General features: G+C 60.7%; 15 protein-coding genes and 1 tRNA gene. 4 read left to right on the top strand and 12 right to left on the bottom strand.

Features of this window, described 5'->3' with window-relative positions; genetic code table 11:
• The first annotated feature begins 15 nt into the window (after nt 1-15).
• Both desA and ACRRSD_RS16290 read left to right on the top strand, forming a co-directional pair.
• Nucleotides 16-1,200 (top strand): delta-9 fatty acid desaturase DesA, encoded by a 1,185-nt coding sequence (desA, locus tag ACRRSD_RS16295; RefSeq protein WP_034151820.1) that lies wholly within the window; start codon nt 16-18, stop codon nt 1,198-1,200.
• A gap of 142 nt (nt 1,201-1,342) precedes the next feature.
• On the top strand, nt 1,343-2,332 hold the full coding sequence (locus tag ACRRSD_RS16290; protein WP_435034287.1) for a GGDEF domain-containing protein: 990 nt from the start codon (nt 1,343-1,345) through the stop codon (nt 2,330-2,332).
• A gap of 136 nt (nt 2,333-2,468) precedes the next feature.
• On the opposite strand, the gene ACRRSD_RS16285 is transcribed toward ACRRSD_RS16290, so the two are convergent.
• The 3 genes from ACRRSD_RS16285 to gabD form a co-directional block, all read right to left on the bottom strand.
• Nucleotides 2,469-3,680, bottom strand: coding sequence for an HDOD domain-containing protein (locus ACRRSD_RS16285; RefSeq protein ID WP_435034286.1), 1,212 nt, complete (start codon nt 3,678-3,680; stop codon nt 2,469-2,471).
• A 138-nt stretch (nt 3,681-3,818) separates the two neighbouring features.
• Entirely contained in the window at nt 3,819-5,096 is a 1,278-nt protein-coding gene (gene gabT, locus ACRRSD_RS16280) for a 4-aminobutyrate--2-oxoglutarate transaminase (RefSeq protein WP_435034285.1), read from the bottom strand.
• Nucleotides 5,097-5,281: 185 nt separating this feature from the next.
• Nucleotides 5,282-6,724 (bottom strand): NADP-dependent succinate-semialdehyde dehydrogenase, encoded by a 1,443-nt coding sequence (gene gabD, locus ACRRSD_RS16275; RefSeq protein ID WP_007917688.1) that lies wholly within the window; start codon nt 6,722-6,724, stop codon nt 5,282-5,284.
• Between the two features lie 442 nt (nt 6,725-7,166).
• On the opposite strand from gabD, the gene ACRRSD_RS16270 reads away from it, so the two are divergent.
• Nucleotides 7,167-7,243, top strand: a tRNA-Arg gene (locus tag ACRRSD_RS16270).
• A 77-nt stretch (nt 7,244-7,320) separates the two neighbouring features.
• On the opposite strand, the gene ACRRSD_RS16265 is transcribed toward ACRRSD_RS16270, so the two are convergent.
• The 5 genes from ACRRSD_RS16265 to ACRRSD_RS16245 all read right to left on the bottom strand — a co-directional run bounded on the left by ACRRSD_RS16265 (nt 7,321) and on the right by ACRRSD_RS16245 (nt 11,141).
• Nucleotides 7,321-7,590, bottom strand: a complete 270-nt coding sequence (locus ACRRSD_RS16265; RefSeq protein WP_435034284.1) for a hypothetical protein — start codon at nt 7,588-7,590, stop codon at nt 7,321-7,323.
• A 20-nt stretch (nt 7,591-7,610) separates the two neighbouring features.
• Nucleotides 7,611-8,207, bottom strand: coding sequence for a hypothetical protein (locus tag ACRRSD_RS16260; protein WP_435034283.1), 597 nt, complete (start codon nt 8,205-8,207; stop codon nt 7,611-7,613).
• A complete protein-coding gene (locus ACRRSD_RS16255; RefSeq protein WP_435038510.1) occupies nt 8,204-8,785 on the bottom strand; it encodes an RNA polymerase sigma factor in 582 nt (193 codons plus the stop codon). The genes ACRRSD_RS16260 and ACRRSD_RS16255 overlap by 4 nt, the downstream gene beginning before the upstream one ends.
• A gap of 30 nt (nt 8,786-8,815) precedes the next feature.
• Nucleotides 8,816-10,495: a vWA domain-containing protein gene (locus ACRRSD_RS16250; RefSeq protein WP_435034282.1), complete on the bottom strand. Its 1,680-nt coding sequence runs from the start codon at nt 10,493-10,495 to the stop codon at nt 8,816-8,818.
• An 85-nt stretch (nt 10,496-10,580) separates the two neighbouring features.
• Complete coding sequence (locus ACRRSD_RS16245; protein ID WP_095047045.1) at nt 10,581-11,141, bottom strand: YbhB/YbcL family Raf kinase inhibitor-like protein; 561 nt, start codon at nt 11,139-11,141, stop codon at nt 10,581-10,583.
• A 139-nt stretch (nt 11,142-11,280) separates the two neighbouring features.
• Here ACRRSD_RS16245 and ACRRSD_RS16240 point away from each other — a divergent pair, with 139 nt between their 5' ends.
• Complete coding sequence (locus ACRRSD_RS16240) at nt 11,281-12,810, top strand: FAD-dependent oxidoreductase (protein WP_435034281.1); 1,530 nt, start codon at nt 11,281-11,283, stop codon at nt 12,808-12,810.
• A 103-nt stretch (nt 12,811-12,913) separates the two neighbouring features.
• Here ACRRSD_RS16240 and pgaD read toward each other — a convergent pair whose 3' ends face one another.
• The 4 genes from pgaD to pgaA are packed head-to-tail and all read right to left on the bottom strand — an operon-like array spanning nt 12,914 to nt 19,285.
• On the bottom strand, nt 12,914-13,441 hold the full coding sequence (pgaD, locus tag ACRRSD_RS16235; RefSeq protein WP_435034280.1) for a poly-beta-1,6-N-acetyl-D-glucosamine biosynthesis protein PgaD: 528 nt from the start codon (nt 13,439-13,441) through the stop codon (nt 12,914-12,916).
• Nucleotides 13,438-14,793 (bottom strand): poly-beta-1,6-N-acetyl-D-glucosamine synthase, encoded by a 1,356-nt coding sequence (gene pgaC, locus ACRRSD_RS16230; protein ID WP_435034279.1) that lies wholly within the window; start codon nt 14,791-14,793, stop codon nt 13,438-13,440. Before pgaC ends, pgaD begins: the two co-directional genes overlap by 4 nt.
• A gap of 1 nt (nt 14,794) precedes the next feature.
• Nucleotides 14,795-16,792, bottom strand: coding sequence for a poly-beta-1,6-N-acetyl-D-glucosamine N-deacetylase PgaB (gene pgaB / locus ACRRSD_RS16225; RefSeq protein ID WP_435034278.1), 1,998 nt, complete (start codon nt 16,790-16,792; stop codon nt 14,795-14,797).
• A gap of 12 nt (nt 16,793-16,804) precedes the next feature.
• Nucleotides 16,805-19,285: a poly-beta-1,6 N-acetyl-D-glucosamine export porin PgaA gene (gene pgaA, locus ACRRSD_RS16220; RefSeq protein ID WP_435034277.1), complete on the bottom strand. Its 2,481-nt coding sequence runs from the start codon at nt 19,283-19,285 to the stop codon at nt 16,805-16,807.
• Between the last annotated feature and the right edge of the window lie 4 nt (nt 19,286-19,289).

The raw sequence follows: 19,289 nt of genomic DNA, 5'->3' as shown, positions 1-19,289 counted from the left end.
AGGGCCCTATAGCCTATGTGGTACGAAGGTTTTCTTGGCTTGTCGGCCTGGTCTCTGGTCGCAGTCACCCTGCTGATGACCCACGTGACAATTGTCGCCGTCACGGTCTATCTGCACCGCTACTCGGCCCATCGCTCGCTTGAGCTGAATGCCGGTCTGAAGCACTTTTTCCGTTTCTGGCTGTGGCTGACCACGGCGCAGAACACCCGCGAGTGGACCGCCATCCACCGTAAGCATCACGCCAAGTGCGAAACCGAAGATGACCCGCACAGCCCGGTCATCAAAGGCCTTTCCACCGTATTGCGCACCGGTGCCGAGCTGTACCGCGCCGAAGCGCAGAACCCGGAAACCCTGCGCATCTACGGCAAAAACTGCCCCGAAGACTGGATCGAACGCAACGTCTACAGCCGCTACCCGCTGTTGGGCGTGGCGATCATGGGCGTTATCGACCTGCTGCTGTTCGGCACCATCGGCATCACTATCTGGGCGATCCAGATGATGTGGATCCCGGTGTGGGCCGCTGGCGTGATCAATGGCCTGGGCCATGCCGTCGGCTATCGCAACTTCGAATGCCGCGACGCGGCGACCAATCTGGTGCCTTGGGGCATCCTGATCGGCGGCGAAGAACTGCACAACAACCATCACACCTACCCTAATTCGGCCAAGCTGTCGGTGAAAAAGTGGGAGTTCGACCTCGGCTGGGCATGGATCAAAGTCTTCTGCTTCCTGCGTCTGGCCAAGGTTCAGCGTGTCGCGCCGATCGCCCACCGGGTCGAAGGCAAGGGCAATCTGGACATGGACACCGCGATGGCCATCCTCAACAACCGCTTCCAGATCATGGCCCAGTACCGCAAATTGGTGATCGGCCCGCTGGTCAAGCAAGAGCTGGCCAAGGTCGATCATTCGGTGCGTCACCAGTTCCACCGCGCCAAACGTCTACTGTCGCGGGAAACCAGCCTGCTGGAAGATCGTCACCACTTGCGCATCCAGACCATGCTCGAGCACAGCCAGGCGCTGAAGGTAATTTACGAAAAACGCCTGGCCCTGCAGCAGATCTGGGTCAAGACCAGCGCAAATGGCCACGACATGCTCGCGGCCATCAAAGAGTGGATTCACGAGGCCGAAGCCAGCGGCATCCAGTCCCTGCGCGAGTTTGCTGATCAGTTGAAAACCTACTCGCTGCGTCCTGCGGCGGTCTGAGACCGTTGATCGGTGCACCCGGCTCCCGGGTGCACCCTTCGGAACTTCGCTAAAAATCGCCTATCTCAAAGACACTTCGCCATCCCGGCGGGCTGTATTGTGGCCGTTGTCGAAATGCGGCACGCCTTTGAGATCTGTGCCGATGGTCAACAACAATCAAAAAGACTCATCTTTCCCGCAGTGGCCCGAGGCCGCGCAAACCCTGATGGCGTTGATGCACGCCCAAGGCGAGGTCGCCCGCTTGAGCGAACGCGAACAGCTGTTCAGCTCCTTGCTGGTCAGCGTCAACGCCGTGCTTTGGGCCTTCAACTGGGAAACCCGCCAGGTGCTCTATGTCAGCCCCGCCTACGAACGGATTTTCGGCCGCTCTGCCGGCCTGCTGCTGGCCGACTACAACCAGTGGCGCGACAGCATCTACCCCGACGACCTCGACTATGCCGAACGCAGCCTCGCCGAAGTCCTGCACAAAGGCGCGGTGGAAGATCGCGAATACCGGATCATTGCCTCCGACGGACAGGTGCGCTGGCTCAGCGACAAGTGCTTCATCAACCGTCAGGACGAACCCGGTCAGCCGGTGATCATCGTCGGCATTGCCGAAGACATCACTGACAAGAAGCAGATGGAAACCGAACTGCACCGCTTGGCGACCACCGACGTACTGACGCAAAGCAGCAACCGCCGGCACTTCTTCGAATGTGCCAATCGCGAGTTCGAAGAAGCGCGGGTGCAGGGAGCGCCAATGGCCTTTCTGCTGCTGGATATCGATGACTTCAAAATGATCAACGACACCTACGGCCATCCGGAGGGCGACAACGTGCTGCAGCGGATTGCCGAATGTGGACGCGGGTCGTTACGTCGAGGGGATCTGTTCGGACGCATTGGCGGGGAAGAATTTGCAGCGGTGTTTCCCGGCTGCGCGCCGGACATGGCCATGCAGGTCGCCGAGCGGCTGCAGCAGGAGATTCAGCGTTTGAGCTTCAGCCATGAAGGCCAGTCGTTCGGTATCACAGTCAGCCAGGGGCTGACCAGCCTCACCGGGGAAGACGAAAACCTCGACAGCCTGTTCGCCCGGGCGGATGCGGCGATGTATGAAGCCAAACGGCAAGGCAAGAATCGCATCATTTCTGCCTGATCACCGCGCTCCGCCCAACTCAAAACACTGTGGGAGCGAGCTTGCTCGCGAAGGCGTCTGATCATTCAACTTATCGCTGAATGGCACACCGCTTTCGCGAGCAAGCTCGCTCCCACAAGATCAGAGTTGAATCGGGTTATTTGCGCATCCGCATCAATTCCGGCAAGCCGATCTTCAGCAACCGCGCCGTGCGACTCTTCGCCAGTTCCTCAACGCCCTCATGCTCAGTCAGATGCGCCATCTGCGCCGCCATGTTCATCACCAGCGCCTCGCGGGAATACACGCCGCCACCGAGCTGGTAGACCGACGCAATCAGCTCACGCAGCTCCAATGGCAAGCGCCAGCGGGTGCGCAGGGCCGAACCATAAGCCGCACCAAATTCCGCCAACGCCTCGCCGACTTCCTCCAGCTCATCCAGCGCACCGCCGGCCTGCTGCCATTCCTGCAAGCAGCGCAGCAGCGCCAGATCACCCAACCGATGGAGCATACCCGCGCAGTAACAGCGCTCCTGATCGAGATCGAGCAAGCGCGCCAGGGTGCGCGCGTATTCAGCGGTGTGCAGCGACAGCCCCCAGTAACGTTCGGCATAGTCCGCCAGACACGGATCACTGAGTCTGGCGCTGCGCTTGAGCGCCAGCCCCAGAATCAGGTTCATGCTCTGTCCGGTGCCCAAGCGATGCAGGGCTTGAGCCAGTGTTTGAACCGGTGCGCCGTGGTGCTGCGCCGCACTGTTGGCCGCAGCGATCAACACCGCCGTGATCTGCGGATCGGTTTTGATCTCATCTTCCAGCAGCTTCAGATCGAGGCCATTGGGATTGAGGCTGCGCTTCACCGCCACCTGCACATCGGTCATTAATGGCGCGCCGTCAGCCTGCTCGCGGCGCCGCTCGAGAAACACTGACAAGGTCATGCCCGGCGCCAATGCCGGCACCTCACAGAACACTTCTTCACCGGCATTGAGCAGTAAACCCTGCAAACGCTCGGTCAGGCTTTCCATATTCAGCGGCTTGGTCAGATAGGCCGTTGGTGCCAGCGGAATCGCCTCGCGCACACTGGCGCTGTCGTTGCGGCTGCTCATCAGAATGAACGGCAGCGGTGGGTTACGTTTGCGCTGGCGCACGCTGCGCAGCACATTCAATCCATCGACACCCGGCAGCTCCCAATCAACGATAGCGAGGTCATACGGCACCTCACTGAGCATCGACATCGCTTCCTGACCATCGGCACACAGATCCAGCCGTGCGTCGCAACGTACGTTCAGCAAGACTTGTTTGAGCAGGTCGCGAGACCACGGATCGGCCTCGGCAATCAACACTCGCGGTACAGCGGGTAATTCAACGGCAGTCATGCGCGCGCTCCCTTGCAATGCCTGAACCTTAGCCAATGCCGGCCATTCGATACAGCGCTAAAGCGCTCGATGTGTTTCAAGGGGCGTAAAAAAACCCGCCGAAGCGGGTTTTTTTGTCGATCAGGTCACACGGGGCGATCAGAGCTCCGAGAAGCACTCTTCGATGATCGCCAGACCTTTGTCCAGTTGCTCGTCCGGTGAGGTCAGCGGTACGAGGACGCGCAGAACGTTGCCGTAGGTGCCGCAGGACAGCAGGATCAGACCCTTGTCGCGGGCCTTGGCCACAACCGACGCTACAGCGGCAGCGTTCGGCTTGTGGCTGTCGCCGTCTTCGAACAGCTCAACCGCGATCATCGCGCCCAGGGCACGGACTTCGCCGATCACCGGGTACTTGGCCTGGATAGCTTTCAGGCCAGTGACCAGACGCTCGCCAACAGCCTTGCAGCGATCCAGCAGTTGTTCTTCTTCGAACACTTCCATCACTGCCAGCGCAGCGGCGCAAGCGATCGGGCTACCCGCGTAGGTGCCGCCCAGGCCGCCTGGAGCAATGGCGTCCATGTATTCGGCCTTGCCGCACACGCCGGCCAGCGGGAAGCCGCCAGCGATGGATTTGGCGAACGTGGTCAGGTCGGCAGCAACGCCCATCTGCTCCATGGCGAAGAAAGTGCCGGTACGGCCAGCGCCGGTTTGTACTTCGTCAGCGATCAGCAGGATGCCGTGTTGGTCGCACAGCGCACGCAGACGTTTCATGAACTCCTTCGGCGCGACGTAGAAACCACCTTCACCCTGTACAGGCTCGATGATGATCGCGGCGATGTCTTTCGGCTCGGCGTCATTCTTGAAGATGCGCTCGATGGAGGCGATCGAGTCGTCAATGCTCACGCCGTGCAGTTCGTTCGGGTACAGCGCGCGGAAGATGCCGCCAGGCATCAGGCCCATGCCGGCCGAGTACGGCACGACTTTACCGGTCAGGCCCAGGGTCATCATGGTGCGACCGTGGTAAGCGCCGGTGAACGCGATCACGCCAGCACGGCCAGTGGCGGCACGGGCGATTTTCACGGCGTTTTCCACGGCTTCGGAACCGGTGGTGACCAGCAGGGTTTTCTTGGCGAAATCACCTGGCACCTTGGCGTTGATTTTTTCGCACAGCTCAACGTACGGCTCGTAAGCCAGCACTTGGAAGCAAGTGTGGGTCAGCTTGTTCAGCTGTTCGGTCACGGCGGCGATGATTTTCGGGTGCACGTGGCCGGTGTTCAGTACCGCGATACCGCCGGCGAAGTCGATGAACTCACGACCTTCAACGTCAGTCACGGTGGCGTTCTTCGCCGATTCGGCGAAGATCGGGTGAATCTGGCCAACACCACGTGGAACAGCAGCGGTACGACGGGCCATCAGTTCAGCGTTAGTCTTGCTCATTACAGTCCTCATTCACCGCTCATCGGGCGGCGTGGTTCAAGGATTAAGCGGGAGAAATCGACGGTGGCAGCATGCGATGATCGACTGCCACGGCGTTCCTGGCCGCAGAGAAAATTCCGGTTTGAAACGACGCAAAGGGACAGCGCTCTCGTGCCCTTTGCGTTTGCAGCGATCCTTGTCCGAGCTTAGATGCCCAGGCAGAGGTATTTGATTTCCAGGTAATCTTCGATGCCGTACTTGGAGCCTTCACGGCCCAGGCCCGAGGCCTTGATGCCGCCAAACGGCGCGACTTCGTTGGAGATCAGCCCGGTATTGACGCCGACCATGCCGTATTCCAGCGCTTCCGCGACACGGAACACTCGGCCCAGATCACGAGCGTAGAAGTACGAAGCCAGACCGAACTCGGTGTCGTTGGACATCGCGATGACTTCGGCTTCGTCTTTGAAACGGAACAGCGGCGCCAGTGGACCGAAGGTTTCTTCCTTGGCCACGGCGGCGTTTTTCGGCACGTTGGTGAGGATGGTCGGCTCGAAGAAGTTGCCTTCCATCGCCTTGCCGCCAGCCAGCACAGTAGCGCCTTTGGCTACAGCGTCAGCGATGTGTTCTTGCACCTTGGCCACGGCTTTTTCGTCGATCAGCGGGCCCGTGGTGGTGCCATCTTCCAGACCGTTGCCGATCTTCAGTTTGGCCACAGCCACTTTCAGCTTCTCGGCGAACGCATCGTAGACCGAATCCTGAATGTACAGACGGTTGGCGCAGACGCAGGTCTGGCCGTTGTTGCGGTACTTGGAAATGATCGCGCCTTCGACGGCCTTATCCAGGTCCGCGTCGTCGAACACGATGAACGGCGCATTGCCGCCCAGTTCCAGCGAGACTTTCTTGATGTCCTTGGCACATTCCGACATCAGTTGACGACCAATTTCGGTCGAACCGGTGAAGGACAGCTTGCGCACGATCGGGTTGCTGGTCAGCTCGCTGCCGATGTCGCCGGCGCTGCCCGACACCACGCTGAACACGCCCGCAGGAATGCCCGCGCGCTGAGCCAGTTCGGCCAAGGCGAAAGCGGAGAATGGAGTTTGCGAAGCAGGCTTGAGCACCATGGTGCAACCGGCAGCGAGCGCTGGACCGGCCTTGCGGGTGATCATCGCCGCCGGGAAGTTCCACGGGGTGATCGCGGCAGTCACGCCGATTGGCTGCTTGATCACGATCAGGCGCTTGTCTGGCTGGTGGCCCGGAATCACGTCGCCGTAAATACGCTTGGCTTCTTCGGCGAACCACTCGATGAACGACGCGGCGTAAACGATTTCGCCCTTGGCTTCGGCCAGCGGCTTGCCCTGTTCGAGGGTCATCAGTCGCGCGAGGTCGTCCTGGTTCTCGATCATCAATTCGAACCAGCGACGCAGCTTGCCGGCACGCTCTTTGGCGGTCAGTGCACGCCAGGCCGGCAGCGCCTTGTCAGCGGCTTCGATGGCACGGCGGGTTTCGGCAGCGCCCATTTTTGGCACGGTACCGAGGATTTCACCGGTGGCCGGGTTGTTGACCTTGATCGTCTGACCGTTGTCCGCATCGACCCAAGCGCCATCAATGAAGGCTTGCTGGCGGAACAACAGGGTGTCTTTAAGCTGCATGTCGGCTTTCCTTAACAGCACCGCGGCCTGCGCGGAGCAAATTATGATTGTAGAAAGGCGCCTCGCAAGGCTGCCGTCAGGGAAATCAGTGACCGGGCGTGGCGCATCGACAGTGCACGATTCGAAACACCGGCGCTTCAACGCCCGGTCAACGAGCGTTTGAAATCTCAAACGGATCGTAGGATCAAAGGGGTTAAAGGACAATAGGTCGTTCGAAAAAAAGAACAAAAACGGCGTGTTTGTGGAATTTTTCAGATCAACGAGCCAAAAGCCCCCGCCGCAGGAAAACCTTAGATCAACCACGCCAAAGCGCCAAGCGAGGGTTTTGCAGGACGTTACAGCTTTATGGAATGCAGCGATTTGCGCCGACACGCGCACTGACAATCCGCGCCAAAACCCAGCATGGACGCCCCGAGTCGACCTAGGTATGATGTCGCCCGCTGCACCAGTAGCTCAGCTGGATAGAGTACTGCCCTCCGAAGGCAGGGGTCGTGGGTTCGAATCCCGCCTGGTGCACCATTGATTTAAACGAGAAAGCCCCGGACTGTGATGGTCCGGGGCTTTTTTGTAGGCAATGCAAAGAGACTGAAACGACGTTACTCCGTCGTCCAATCGAATTCGTCGTAATCATCGTCGCCCTCTTCCTCCCCAACCTCCTCCTCAAAAACATCGTCTTCATCAACGACATCTTCTTCCGGCTGGTTCAGCAGAAATTCCTTACGCGCTTCAGTAATCGCTCGCCGCATCTCTTCGCCCTTCTCCGGGCAGTTGAGCAGTTGGGCGATGCGGTCAATTTTTGCTGCCACGTTGTCCTCCAGCGTATTGGCAATGCCCCGATAGTGCGCGTTTTTGCAGGGCAATGCCAAATGGCTGGGGGATCAGGCGGTCATTTTTTCTGCATCTGTTGGAGTCGAGCGTCGAGATCGGCGTTCGGGTAGCGTTTGCGCAGGTTGTTGAACAGGCTGTCAGCGGCTTGCGACTGGCCAGATTCGCGCAGGCGCAAGAGTTCGCGCAGTTGTGCGTCGAGGCCGTTGGCCGGGGTGGCGGCACGCTTGCTGAGTTTGGCTTCACCGGCGCTGATAGTTTGATCTTGCATCGGCGCGGCCATTTCCATCATCGGCACTGGTGCAGGCATGGCGCCAGCCGGGGCGGATAGTCGGTGCAGTTGCGCTGAGTCCGTTTCGGTCATGGGTACGGCAAGTTCGGGGGCTGGGGCGTAGTCGTACTGGCGCAGCGGTTCAGGGGCGCGCTGTACCAGCGACAGCATCAAAGCCACGCCGACGAGACTGGCGAACGCAACTTGCCAGCGTGGTTTGCGACATAAATCCGCCCAGCGTTGCCACAGGCTTGGTTTCGGCGCAGGGATTTGACGCTGCGCAGCGTTGAGGATGAACGCATCGAGATGCGCTGGCGGCTCAGCGTTGTGCTGTTCGCGCACATGCTTGATCAGCGGATCTTCAGGTGTCTGGCGGGCGTCAGTCATGTCAGTACCTCCTCGGCCAGCAGCCGACGCAGTTTTTGCTGGGCGTAGCGCAAGCGGCTTTTGACGGTTTCCAGCGGCGTTTCGGTAAGGCTGGCGATTTGTGCCAGGTCGAGGTCGCCGTGGGCCCGCAGCAGGAACACTTCGCGCTGGTCCGCGGGCAGGGTTTGCAGGGCACTTTCCAGACGCTGGCTGTCACGGCTGAGAGTGAGCAGTTGTTCAGGATCATTCGCCTCATCGCTGACCGCGTGATTGTGCTCGTCGTAGCTGTCGTGCAGCGGTTGCCGGGCGCCGTGTTTGCGCCAGTGGTCGATCAGGCGATTGCGGGCAATCTGGAACAGCCACGTGCGAAAAGTCGCCCGCCCTTGTGGCTGACTGGTGCTGCGGATCAGGCTCAGCCAAGTCTCCTGAAACACTTCGTCGGCCAGTTCCGGTTTGCCGCTCAATCCCAGTAAAAATCGGTACAAGCCTTGGCGATGGCGGGCGTACAAGACCTCGAACGCCGCGCCGTCGCCCTCGCGATAACGCGCCAGCAGCGATTCGTCGCTGCTGGCGGTTGAGCTGTCTGCCGAGGCAAACAGCTGGCTGATAAAGCCTTTCAGACGACTCACTTATTCAATCCGTTGTTCAGTGGGCTGTGCATTCGCTGCCGTTGAAGTGCGCAAGCTCTGCGTCAGCTCAACCAGTTGCACGAACTCGTTGCGCAAGCCGAAGCGATCATCGCCACGAGCGCCACGGGCCAGTGCTTCTGTGTCTTTCAGGCTGAAGTCGCCGGTATAACGACCGTCCTTGAGCTGCTGGGAGAACGCTGCAACGGCAGCGGCAAAGCGCAAGTCTTCGCTGGCCGGTGCAACCTGATTGGTAATCGGCCGTTCGATCAGCAGACTTTTCCCACCTTCGGGACGTTGATAACGCACACGCAGCATTGCCAATTCTCCGCTCTTTGTCGAAACAGCGACGTCAGATTTGCCGTAGCGCAGCGGTTCCAGCCAGCCCTTCTCGCCCGCCGGAACAATTTCATACAACGCGGTCACCGTGTGTCCTGCGCCGATTTCACCGGCATCGACTTTGTCATTGCTGAAATCCTCACGCTGCAAAGCACGGTTTTCGTAACCAAGCAGGCGATATTCACTGACTTGTGCCGGGTTGAATTCCACCTGCAGTTTGACGTTTTGCGCCACCACGGCGAGGGTCGAACTCAACTGATCCACCAACACTTTGCGCGCCTCACGCAGAGTGTCGATGTAGGCGTAGTTACCGTCGCCAGCGTCGGCCAGTTGTTCCATCAAGTGTTCATTGTAGTTATCCACACCGAAACCCAGGGTGGTCAGCGAGATGCCGCTTTTGCGTTTATCCACAGCCATTTGCTTGAGGCTGTCGAAGTCGCTGACGCCGACGTTGAAGTCACCATCGGTCGCCAAGAGGATGCGGTTGATGCCTTTGGAAATGAAGGCCTGTTGCGCCATTTGGTAAGCCAGCTCGATACCGGAGGCACCAGCGGTCGAACCGCCGGCAGTCAATTGCTCAATGGCTGTACGAATTTTCGCTTTTTCGCGTCCGGAAGTTGGCTCAAGCACCACTCTGGATTCGCCGGCATACACCACCAGTGACACGCGATCCTGATCGCGCAATTGATCGACCAGCAGTTTCAGCGTGCTTTTGACCATCGGCAGGCCTTCGCGGCGATCCATCGAGCCGGACACGTCGACCAGAAATACCAGATTGGCCGGCGCCAACTCCGCAACGGCACGGTCGGAGGCCTTGATGCCGATGCGCAGCAGGCGGGTGTGCGGGTTCCACGGTGACGCAGCCAATTCTGTGGTCACGCCGAACGGCGAGCCATCGCTGGGCAGCGCGTAGTCGTAGGGGAAATAATTGACCATTTCCTCCAGCCGCACCGCGCCTTCCGGTGGCAGTCGGCCTTGATTGAGCAAGCGGCGGACGTTGGCATAAGCGCCCGTGTCGACGTCGGCACTGAAAGTAGAAACCGGCGTCTCGGCGACGCTGTGGATCGGGTTATCGGCCAACGTCTGATAGTGTTCGCGCTGCTCGTCGCGATAGCCCTGTGGATAACTTTCCCTCAACGGCATCGGCGCGCTGCCCGCGTTGGGCATCTTGTACAGCGCGCGTTTGGCCATTGAGGTGTCAGCCATCACGGCTTCCTGCTGAACCAGCACCTCAGGCTGCGTCGGCGCTGGCACAGCAGCGGAATCGGGCGTGGACGAAGCACCGCAACCGGCGAGCGCCAGCAGCACAGCAACCGCAACAGGACGCAAAAGAGCAAGAGACATGGGGGCTGACCTCGGGATGAAATTGATCATTCATCCACTGAGACGGGCAGCCCTTTCAGTTCGGGTTAAACGTCGCTAAAAAATTTCAGCGGTGATAACGCCGCACCGCACTGCTGTTACGCAGGACATGGCCTTTGATTTTTTCCATCAGTTCGGCGCGGGTCAAACCGGCCGGCAAGGCATCCGGCGCCAGATCCAGTGCGTAGATCTGAATGATGTAGTGGTGCGCACTGTCGCCCACTGGCGGGCACGGCCCCATGTAATGGGTGTTGCCCTTGCTATTGGTGCCGCCGACACCTTCGAACGCGGATTTGGCGCCGACGCCCGCCGCGATCTGCCGCGTAGTGGATTTGATGCCGTAGTGAATCCAGTGATCGACGCCCAGGCCTTTCTGGCCGTCCGGATCGTGCATGACAATCGCGTAGCTCTGGGTGCCGGCAGGCCCCGCGTTCCAGCTCAGCGCCGGCGACTGGTTCTTGCCACCGCAACCGGGTGCATCACTGGCCGCGGCGGAGGTGAACAGACGGTTATCGGAGACACCCGGGATGCTCAGGGTGAAACGCTCCTGGGCCTGCGCCGGAAACTGCACGCAAAGGGTGACGGCGAGGGCCGCCAGCCAGGGGTTGAGAGAGGTCAATCGGGTCATTCCGGGAGCACCTTGTGCAGTGGGGCCGTCGTCGGCCTGCAAACTATAGCTGTACCGTTCGTGCCGTGGCAGTAGCAAATGGCTGAACCTCGCACTACGACGCAAACTCACAAGAGAAATGCTTGCGAGGAAGTCGATCATGTCCCTGCACCGCGTCGCCCGTTTCGCCGATGTCCCTGAAGACCGTGGCCTGCAGGTTGAAATCGGTGACTGCAAGATTGTGCTGTTGCGCATCGGTGAGCAGCTACGTGCCTTTCAGGGCGAATGCCCACATGCCGGCGCGCCGTTGGCTGACGGTGCGTTGTGTCACGGTCGCCTGATCTGCCCGTGGCACAAGGCTGCGTATCGCGCTGAGGATGGTGCGTTGTGCGAGCCTCCGGCGCTCGACAGTCTCAAGCGCTACCCGCTGGAGCTGCGCGGCGACGAGGTTTGGGTTGATGATCAACCACTGACAGATGCGCATACGCCTCCGGCCGATGATTCGCGCACATTCGTGATCGTCGGTGCCGGAGCGGCAGGTACGGCATGCGCGGCGGCGTTGCGGGAAAAGGGCTTCGGTGGCCGGATTGTGATGATCGATCGTGAGCCGGAAGCGGGTTACGACCGCACTGTGCTGAGCAAATTTGTTCTCGTCGGGGAAATGCCCCCACAAGAAATACCGTCGCTGCGTGAAGATGACTTCTATAAAGAACAGCGCATTGAACGCCAACGAGGCGAAATCAGCTCAATCGACGCACCGAACAAAATCCTTCACCTTAGCGATGGCCAGACACTGCGCTATGACGCGGCGGTGCTCGCCACCGGCGGCGAGCCCAACCCGCTAGAACTGCCCGGCGCCGACTTGCCGCAGGTATTCGTGCTGCGCGCAAAAGCCCAGGCAGAACAAATAATGAATGCGGCCAGACCGGAGCAACGTGCCGTCATCATCGGCGACAGCTTCATCGCCCTCGAGTGCGCCTCGGCCCTGCGCCAGCACGGCCTCGACGTCACAGTACTCGCGCGCCACGCCATACCTTTCGCCGCACAATTCGGCGAGGCCGTGGGCAAGGCGATCCGCACGCTGCACGAACAGCACGGAGTGAAATTCATCACCGAGCACGAAGCGACAGAGATCATCGGCGACGGCAAAGTCGAAGCCGTGCTGCTGGACAATGGCCTGCGGCTTTCTGCCGATCTGGTGCTGGCAGGGATCGGCGTACATCCGGCCACCGAGGCGTTCGCGTCACTGCCGAAAGAAAAAGATCAGTCATTTCGCGTCGATGACGGCATGCGCGTTACCGAAGGACTGTGGGCGATCGGCGACATCGCTACTTTCCCGCTGCACGGCCAGCCGCAACGCATCGAACACTGGCGCCTGGCTCAGCAACACGCACGCATCGCCGCTGCCAACATGCTCGGTGGCGACGAACATTACCTCGACGTGCCGTTCTTCTGGACCTGGCATTTTGGCAAGAATTACGACTACCTCGGCCACGCCGAGCACTGGGATGAGGTGGAGTTTCTTGGCGAACCGGAAAATCCGCCCTTCATCGGTCTGTTCGGCAGAAACGGTGTACTGGTGGCTGCCGTTGCCTGCGAAAAAGAACGCGCCATGGCGCTGTTGGCCGAACGAATGAAGCAACCGCTGGCAATGGAAGAGGCCTGGACACTGATCCGTGATTACGCTTGATCGTTCCCACGCTCCTGTGTGGGAATGCAGCCCGTGACGCTCCGCGTCACTGGACGCGGAGCGTCCCAAGAGGCATTCCCACGCAGAGCGTGGGAACGATCAATTAACGGGGAAGGGGTTCGCGATTATCGTCATCCTCGGCATGCAGAAAGATCACCCGCGGGTGCTCCAGCGGTGCCAGCGGCGGTGGCAGCTCCTGCGGCTGGACCGGCCAGAAATGCGTCACCACATGGCTGATATCGCCTTCCTGATCGTTGTGAATGGTCATCACCCCGGGCGTGCGCAGCTTCTGAAAGCGGTCATCGCAAAGCTTGAAACTCTTGCTCAGCCCCGCATCGTCGATCACCGGCGATGGCAGGCGACGCTGGGCGAAGCTGCGGCTTTTGCGCTGCTGATAACGCGCCCAACCGATCAGAATCACCGCGTTGACCAACGCCACCCACAAATAAATCTGCAAAGTACCCAGAGCCTCGAACGCAGAGTTGTCGATGCGTGGCCCTCCGGCGTGAGTTTCAATCAACGGCCAGAGTCCGCGTATCAGCAAGAACAGCAGCCCCACCCACGCGACCACGGTAAGAATCACATCGACCACGACCAGGAACGGCCGCTGGCGAGTCCGGATGATTTTCATTTGATGACCTCCTCTTCGTCGTCGCCGATCGGTTTGATGCCGCGGTCAGGGCTGACCCACCGCGCACGTTTTTGATGTTGGCCGAACAAGACTTTCGGGAAGCTGACCAGTGTGGTCAGCAAACTGACAAACCAGAACGCGATCGGGTACCAGACCACCCAGAACATGGTTTTGCCCAACCCCGGCTCGTAGCGGCGGTCGATGATGATGCTGACCGCGAACTGCACCAGGCAGACAAATGCCAGCAGCAACCCGGTGAACGCCGGCGGCATCAGGTGATCCACCGCGACGGCCTCGGGCATGACCACGAACTTGCCCACACCCCAGAAAATCACCGATAGCAGGAAGGTGAACGCCCAACCGGTCGACAGGCAGTATTCGAACAGCAGCGGCCACAGATAACGGTGGCGGTACTGCCAGATGCCACGGATGTTTTTGAACAGCACTTCGGCGCCGCCCTGAGCCCAGCGCAAACGCTGCTTCCACAAACCACCGAGGGTTTCCGGCATGAGGATCCAGCACAACGCACGCGGCTCGTAGAAGATGCTCCAGTGATCGAGTTGCAGCTTCCAGCTGATATCGATGTCTTCGGTGATCATGTCCGGGCTCCAGTAACCAACCCGGTTCAGCGCGCTACGGCGGAACGCAACAATCACACCGGAGACGGTGAAAATCCGCCCGAACACCCGTTGCGTACGCTTAATGAGCCCGATGATCGAGGAGAACTCGCCGACCTGCACCCGCCCGACCAGCGTCGAGCGTGTGCGAATCCGTGGGTTGCCGGTCACCGCGCCGAGGCGTGCGTTATCCAGCATCGGTGCGACCAGATACGCTGCCGTGTTCGGCGCCAGCAGCGCGTCACCGTCGATGCACACCAGATACTCACTGCGCGCAGCGATCGCCCCCATACGCAGGGCCACAGCTTTGCCCTGGTTTTCCGCCAGATGCAGCACGCGCAGACGCGGGTCTTCCTTGGCCAGCGCATCGAGCACTTCGGCGGTGTTGTCCTTGGAGCCGTCGTTGATCGCGATGACTTCGATGTTCGGGTAATGCTGGGCCAGCGCCGCGTGGATGGTGTCGGCGGCGTTGTCACCTTCGTTGTAGCAAGGGATCAGAATCGAGATCAGCGGTTCGCCTTCCAATGGCGGCGGTAGCGTGTCGTCTTTCCACGGCCAGTGGCGCTCCCAGTGCAGCCAGAAATACAGCCCGCCGGCAATCCACAACCCGGACATGAACAGCGGGTAGAAGAACACGAAGTCCATCAGGAACTGCCCGGTGACCAGGAAGATCAGGCCCAGCGGCACGCCGAGGACGAGCGCCAGAACAAGCAGGGCTAACAGTCTATCCAGCATGTTATGGATTCCATTTGTTGGAGAGTGCAGGCCTTACGGTTTTCAGGTCTGGCAGGTTGTCGAGGAAGTTGTCCGGGTAGTAGCCGAAACTGGTCGCGCCCTGGCGCTTGAGGCGGCTCATCCAGTCCGCCAGATGCGCGCCATCGATGTCGGCCTGATCCTTCTTGGTCCAGTCCCGCGCCTGCAATTCGAACACCGTACGATCCAGCGCGCCGGGGCGTTTCTTGACCGTGGCCACCAACGCTTCCAGCCAAGGGCCAGACTCTGCCTGGGTCTGTTTTTCCATCAGCGGCATGGCCATCGGCGCCGTCCAGTCGTAGGTCGCGAGGAAGTCATCGAGGTTCTGTGCGTACCACTCTTCGCTGTGTGGATTGAGCATCGGCTCGGCGAAAATATTGCGTGCGGTCTGCACCTGCGGGCCACGGATGGCGCGGACTTTAGCGGTCAGCTCGTTGGTGAAACCGATGAGGTATTTGCTCTTGAAGCGCGTCCAGCGCTGCATCGCTGCCGGATCATCGCGCAGCGCGGCAATCGAACCCGGCAAACCTTGCGCGACGTAGGCTTTCAAGGCTTCAGGGCTGGCGTCTTCGAAATCCGAAAGCAGCGCATCGTCGTGATAGAGGATGCCGTCGACCGAGGTCAGGCGCGCCACGTCCTCGTAGATTTCACCGATGATCCGCCGCACCTCGGGATCGAACGGCGACAGGCGCTGATACTGATTCGGGTCCACTGCGGTGATACCGGTATTCGGGTCCCAGCGAGTCACCCGTGGCAGTTTCGAATCGAGGCCGAAACTCAGCACCGGCATCCACGCAAACACCTTCACATGGGCACGGGTGCGCAGTTGCCAGGCAACCCGGTCGAAGATATCGGCGCGCACCGGCAGGTGACGGTTGGGAAAGTACAGCGAGTGCACCAGACCATCACCTTTCGGATCAGCGAAGGCCTGCAGGAATACCGTGTTGGCGCCCATGTCCGCCATGCGCTGCACCAGTTTGCCGAGGTTGATGTCCTGTTGCGCCGGGTCCGGGTCGTAGACGTTGTCCAGATCGACATGCACCACGCGCATGGCGAAATCCGACTGCACGCCGACGATGCTGTTGGCGAAATGCTGACCATCAGGGTCAGAGGCGACGAGGAAACGTGGGCTGCTCATCAGGTTGTCGAGGGCGTCGAGACCGTCGTCCAGGGTCAGGGCCATTTCATAGCCCTGCTCACCGACCACGGTCAGCGAATTGCCGTCCGCGGCGCCGTATGGCCAGACCCAGACGCGTGGTTTCTTGCCGGTGACCTTGCCGATTTTCTCCGAGATATTGTTTACATCGACACGAATCCGCGCCTGGAAATCGGCCTCGGACTCGTAGCGTTTAGTCACCGGATCGTAACGCCGGGTCGCGGCAGCAGGCTGCAGGTTGCCCTGCGGGTTGGCCAGAATACCTTTGTGGTTGGCGTCGGTGTGCGCGGCGATTTCCACCAGACCGGATTGCGAGATCTCGCGCACCTGATCCCAGGTCAGGAAATCGGAACGTGCGCGCGGGGCACCGGCGAAGTCCACCGGTTGATTGAGCGGCGTATCGATCCAGCTGCCGACCGGCGCCAGCAACGCGTGCCAGTTATAGGCGCGCAGTACCGGCAGCACACGGGTGTAGAAGCTCGAATAACCGTCGTCGAAGCTGAGCAGAATCGCTTTCGCCGGCAGCTCCGGGCCACCCTTGCGCGCAGCCATGACCTGGTCGACTGTCACCGGTTTGTAGCCGTTCTCGCGCAACCAGGCGAGCTGCTCGATCATGCGTTCAGTACGCACCGCTACCACGGCCTGATCGGGGTCACGGTCTTCGACGTCGTGATAGGCAATGCCGAGCACGTGATTTTTCGGCCAGGGTTTTTCGCTGGCCGCCAGCGGACGCTCGGACGGCGGCGCAAAGGCCGGTGCTTGCTGGGCGCAGGCGCTGACCAGCAGCGCTCCCAGCAGAAGGATGAAACGCGAAATCAAAGGCATCTTCAAACTCTTCTAGAAGCGGAAAGTGAGGTCGACGAGCAGACGCAGATCGGTCTCCCGATCACCGTCGTAAGGCCGGTTGATCACACTGAACAGACCGCCCACCTCGAACACGTCGTTCCAGGCATAACGCTGGCCGTAACCAAGCAACGCCATGCCGCCAGTGCCGTGATCACGCTGGCTGTACGTCCCCGCGCCGGCCTGGAATTGTTGGCTCCATGCGGTTTCGTAGCGGTGATAGAGCACGTGATTGACGTTGACCAGCGGCATCACGCTGAAGTCGGATTTGGGGTTGAAGTACGGCACATCATCGGACTTGGAGTTGTGGCTGGTGCCGACTTCCAGACCGGCATCGACCTGCAGGTTCGGCGCGCTGTAAACGCCCTCGCGGCCGGTAAGCAAGGCTTCGACGCGGTTGTTGCCGTCGCTGAAGTGCGACGGGCTGACCGAGAGACGCCACTCACGGCTTTCGTTGCCGCGCCAGCGGATGAAACCGCTGCCACCATTGGCTTTGATGTCGCTGTTAAGTGCACGCAACGGCGTCTCGGCCGACAGGTATTCGAGGCTGCCGCCGTACTGCCAGTGATCGTTGATGTCGCGAGCGATCGCCAGACGCGCGCCCTGCTTGTCGCCAAAACCGTAATCGTGATTGGACACTTCCGCTTCGAGGGTCATGTCGCGGGTGCGCCGCTCCAGGCCAACGCGCTGGAAGCGGTGGTGACCGGTGCCTTCGGCGAAGTCGCCGGTGGCATAACCGGCCCCGGCGAAGACGCGCCAGTCTTCATCGATCGGCGGGCTGTACAGAGTGGTCTGGATGCCGAAATCGCGGCTGCCGCTGACGGCTCCGGCATCGCCGCTGCCGCCACCGTTGGCCTTGCCGCCGTAGGCTTCGACGCGCAGCTCGGACATGTCATGCACTTCGCGTTCACGGGCCAGACGCTGAACCTGGCGGTTATCCGGATAACGGGCGACGACGTCGTCGGTCAGCGCATCCATTTGCCGCCATTCCTGCAGTTCCATGGCGGTGTGGGCCTGGCCAATTTCCAGGCCCATGTCGCGCGGCACCATGCTCTCGGTTTCCTTGAGCTGCATTTCCGCGCGGCGCGGCCATTGTCGGGCCAGATACAGATCAGCCTGAGCCAGACGCAGACCAATGTTGCCGGGGGCCTGATCGACCAGAGTCTGCAAGCGCTCCTCGCCGTGCGGCAGGTCGGAACCGTAGGTGCCGGCCTGCGCCGCGAGTTGCTGGGCGTCCATCCACTCATCGTTGGGGTTGCCGATGGGCAGCCCTTTGAGTTCGACACGCGGACGCTGAGACTTGGCGGCGTCCTCGGCGACTTTGCGTGCCTCATCAGCGCGGTCGCTTTCCAGCAACGCGTAGTACAGCGCAGTGGTGTCTTCGAGGCGATCACCGACATCGGCGTCCGGCGCCGCCAGCACCTGGCGATAAAGGTCGGTGGCGATTTCCGGTTTACGCTGATCCAGATAGGACGCCGCCACCCAGCGCAGGGCGTAGGTCGGAATCTTCACGCCTTCGGTTTGCAGCTTCTGATACTCAGCGATGACGTCAGCGGTGCGCGCCCGGGCCTTGAGCGCGCCCATGCGGTCGATGCGCCAGCGGGTCACGTCATCCTGAGCGCTGGCGTCCGGCGTCCAGGTGGCGAGCAGTTTGTCGTAATCAGCCAGCGCGCGATCGGCGATGACGTAGCGTTCTTTTTCACTGCGGGTGGCGAGTTCGGCGAGGCGCACGCGCTCGGCGGCCAGATCGCCTTCGAGGCGGCGCGACGTGACCGGATCGATCAGGCCCGGACGCTGGTTGGCCAGGCGCAACGCCGGTTCCGGCAGACGCGCCTTTTGCAGAGCGACCACGTACTCACGGGCGACTTCCGCTTTGTTGCCGGCGCGTTTGAAGGCCTGATCGTATTCGAACAGGGCGTCGTACTGTTTGCCGGCGCGGGTCAACGCGTAGCCCAGCGCCAGACGGCGGGAAGGATCATCAGGTTTGGCCGCCACCAGTGCTTTGGCGCGGGTCACCGCTTCGTCGGGTTTGCCAGCATCCGCCTGAGTCAGGGCCAGGCCCAGTTGCAGATCGGCGTTATCCGGCTCCAGCGCCAAAGCCTTGTTATAAACCTGAGTGGCTTGATCCCATCGTTTGAGGTTGCGGTAGGCGCGCGCAGTGGCGGTCAGCGCCTGAACCGGCAGCACGCGGTCGCGGCCCTGGGTTTCATAGACCTGCACTACTTCAGCGTCGAGCCCGGCCCAACTGGCGATTTGCAGGTGATCGCTGATCTGCCCGGTGGTCGACTGGCCGGGTGGCACCTGACGCAAAACCGTCAGCGCGGGCGTGTACTGCCCGGCACGGGCATCACGCACCATCTGATCGTAGGGTGTATCGGCAAACGCCAGTGCCGGCCAGAGCAACTGGCTGCACAGCGCGACTCGAAACAAAGGGCGTAAACCACGATGTAATACGGGAACATCAATCCGCGGCATTCGT

The organism is Pseudomonas neuropathica (genome assembly GCF_051174785.1).
Classification (GTDB): domain Bacteria; phylum Pseudomonadota; class Gammaproteobacteria; order Pseudomonadales; family Pseudomonadaceae; genus Aquipseudomonas; species Aquipseudomonas neuropathica_A.
Note: the sequence above shows the minus strand (reverse complement) of the source record. Positions and strands in the feature narration are given on the sequence as shown.

Coding starts and splice junctions, on each gene's coding strand:
- desA (WP_034151820.1), top strand. CDS start 16: ATGTGGTACGAAGGTTTTCTTGGCTTGTCGGCCTGGTCTCTGGTCGCA.
- ACRRSD_RS16290 (WP_435034287.1), top strand. CDS start 1,343: ATGGTCAACAACAATCAAAAAGACTCATCTTTCCCGCAGTGGCCCGAG.
- ACRRSD_RS16285 (WP_435034286.1), bottom strand. CDS start 3,680: ATGACTGCCGTTGAATTACCCGCTGTACCGCGAGTGTTGATTGCCGAG.
- gabT (WP_435034285.1), bottom strand. CDS start 5,096: ATGAGCAAGACTAACGCTGAACTGATGGCCCGTCGTACCGCTGCTGTT.
- gabD (WP_007917688.1), bottom strand. CDS start 6,724: ATGCAGCTTAAAGACACCCTGTTGTTCCGCCAGCAAGCCTTCATTGAT.
- ACRRSD_RS16260 (WP_435034283.1), bottom strand. CDS start 8,207: ATGACTGACGCCCGCCAGACACCTGAAGATCCGCTGATCAAGCATGTG.
- ACRRSD_RS16250 (WP_435034282.1), bottom strand. CDS start 10,495: ATGTCTCTTGCTCTTTTGCGTCCTGTTGCGGTTGCTGTGCTGCTGGCG.
- ACRRSD_RS16245 (WP_095047045.1), bottom strand. CDS start 11,141: ATGACCCGATTGACCTCTCTCAACCCCTGGCTGGCGGCCCTCGCCGTC.
- ACRRSD_RS16240 (WP_435034281.1), top strand. CDS start 11,281: ATGTCCCTGCACCGCGTCGCCCGTTTCGCCGATGTCCCTGAAGACCGT.
- pgaD (WP_435034280.1), bottom strand. CDS start 13,441: ATGAAAATCATCCGGACTCGCCAGCGGCCGTTCCTGGTCGTGGTCGAT.
- pgaC (WP_435034279.1), bottom strand. CDS start 14,793: ATGCTGGATAGACTGTTAGCCCTGCTTGTTCTGGCGCTCGTCCTCGGC.
- pgaB (WP_435034278.1), bottom strand. CDS start 16,792: ATGCCTTTGATTTCGCGTTTCATCCTTCTGCTGGGAGCGCTGCTGGTC.
- pgaA (WP_435034277.1), bottom strand. CDS start 19,285: ATGCCGCGGATTGATGTTCCCGTATTACATCGTGGTTTACGCCCTTTG.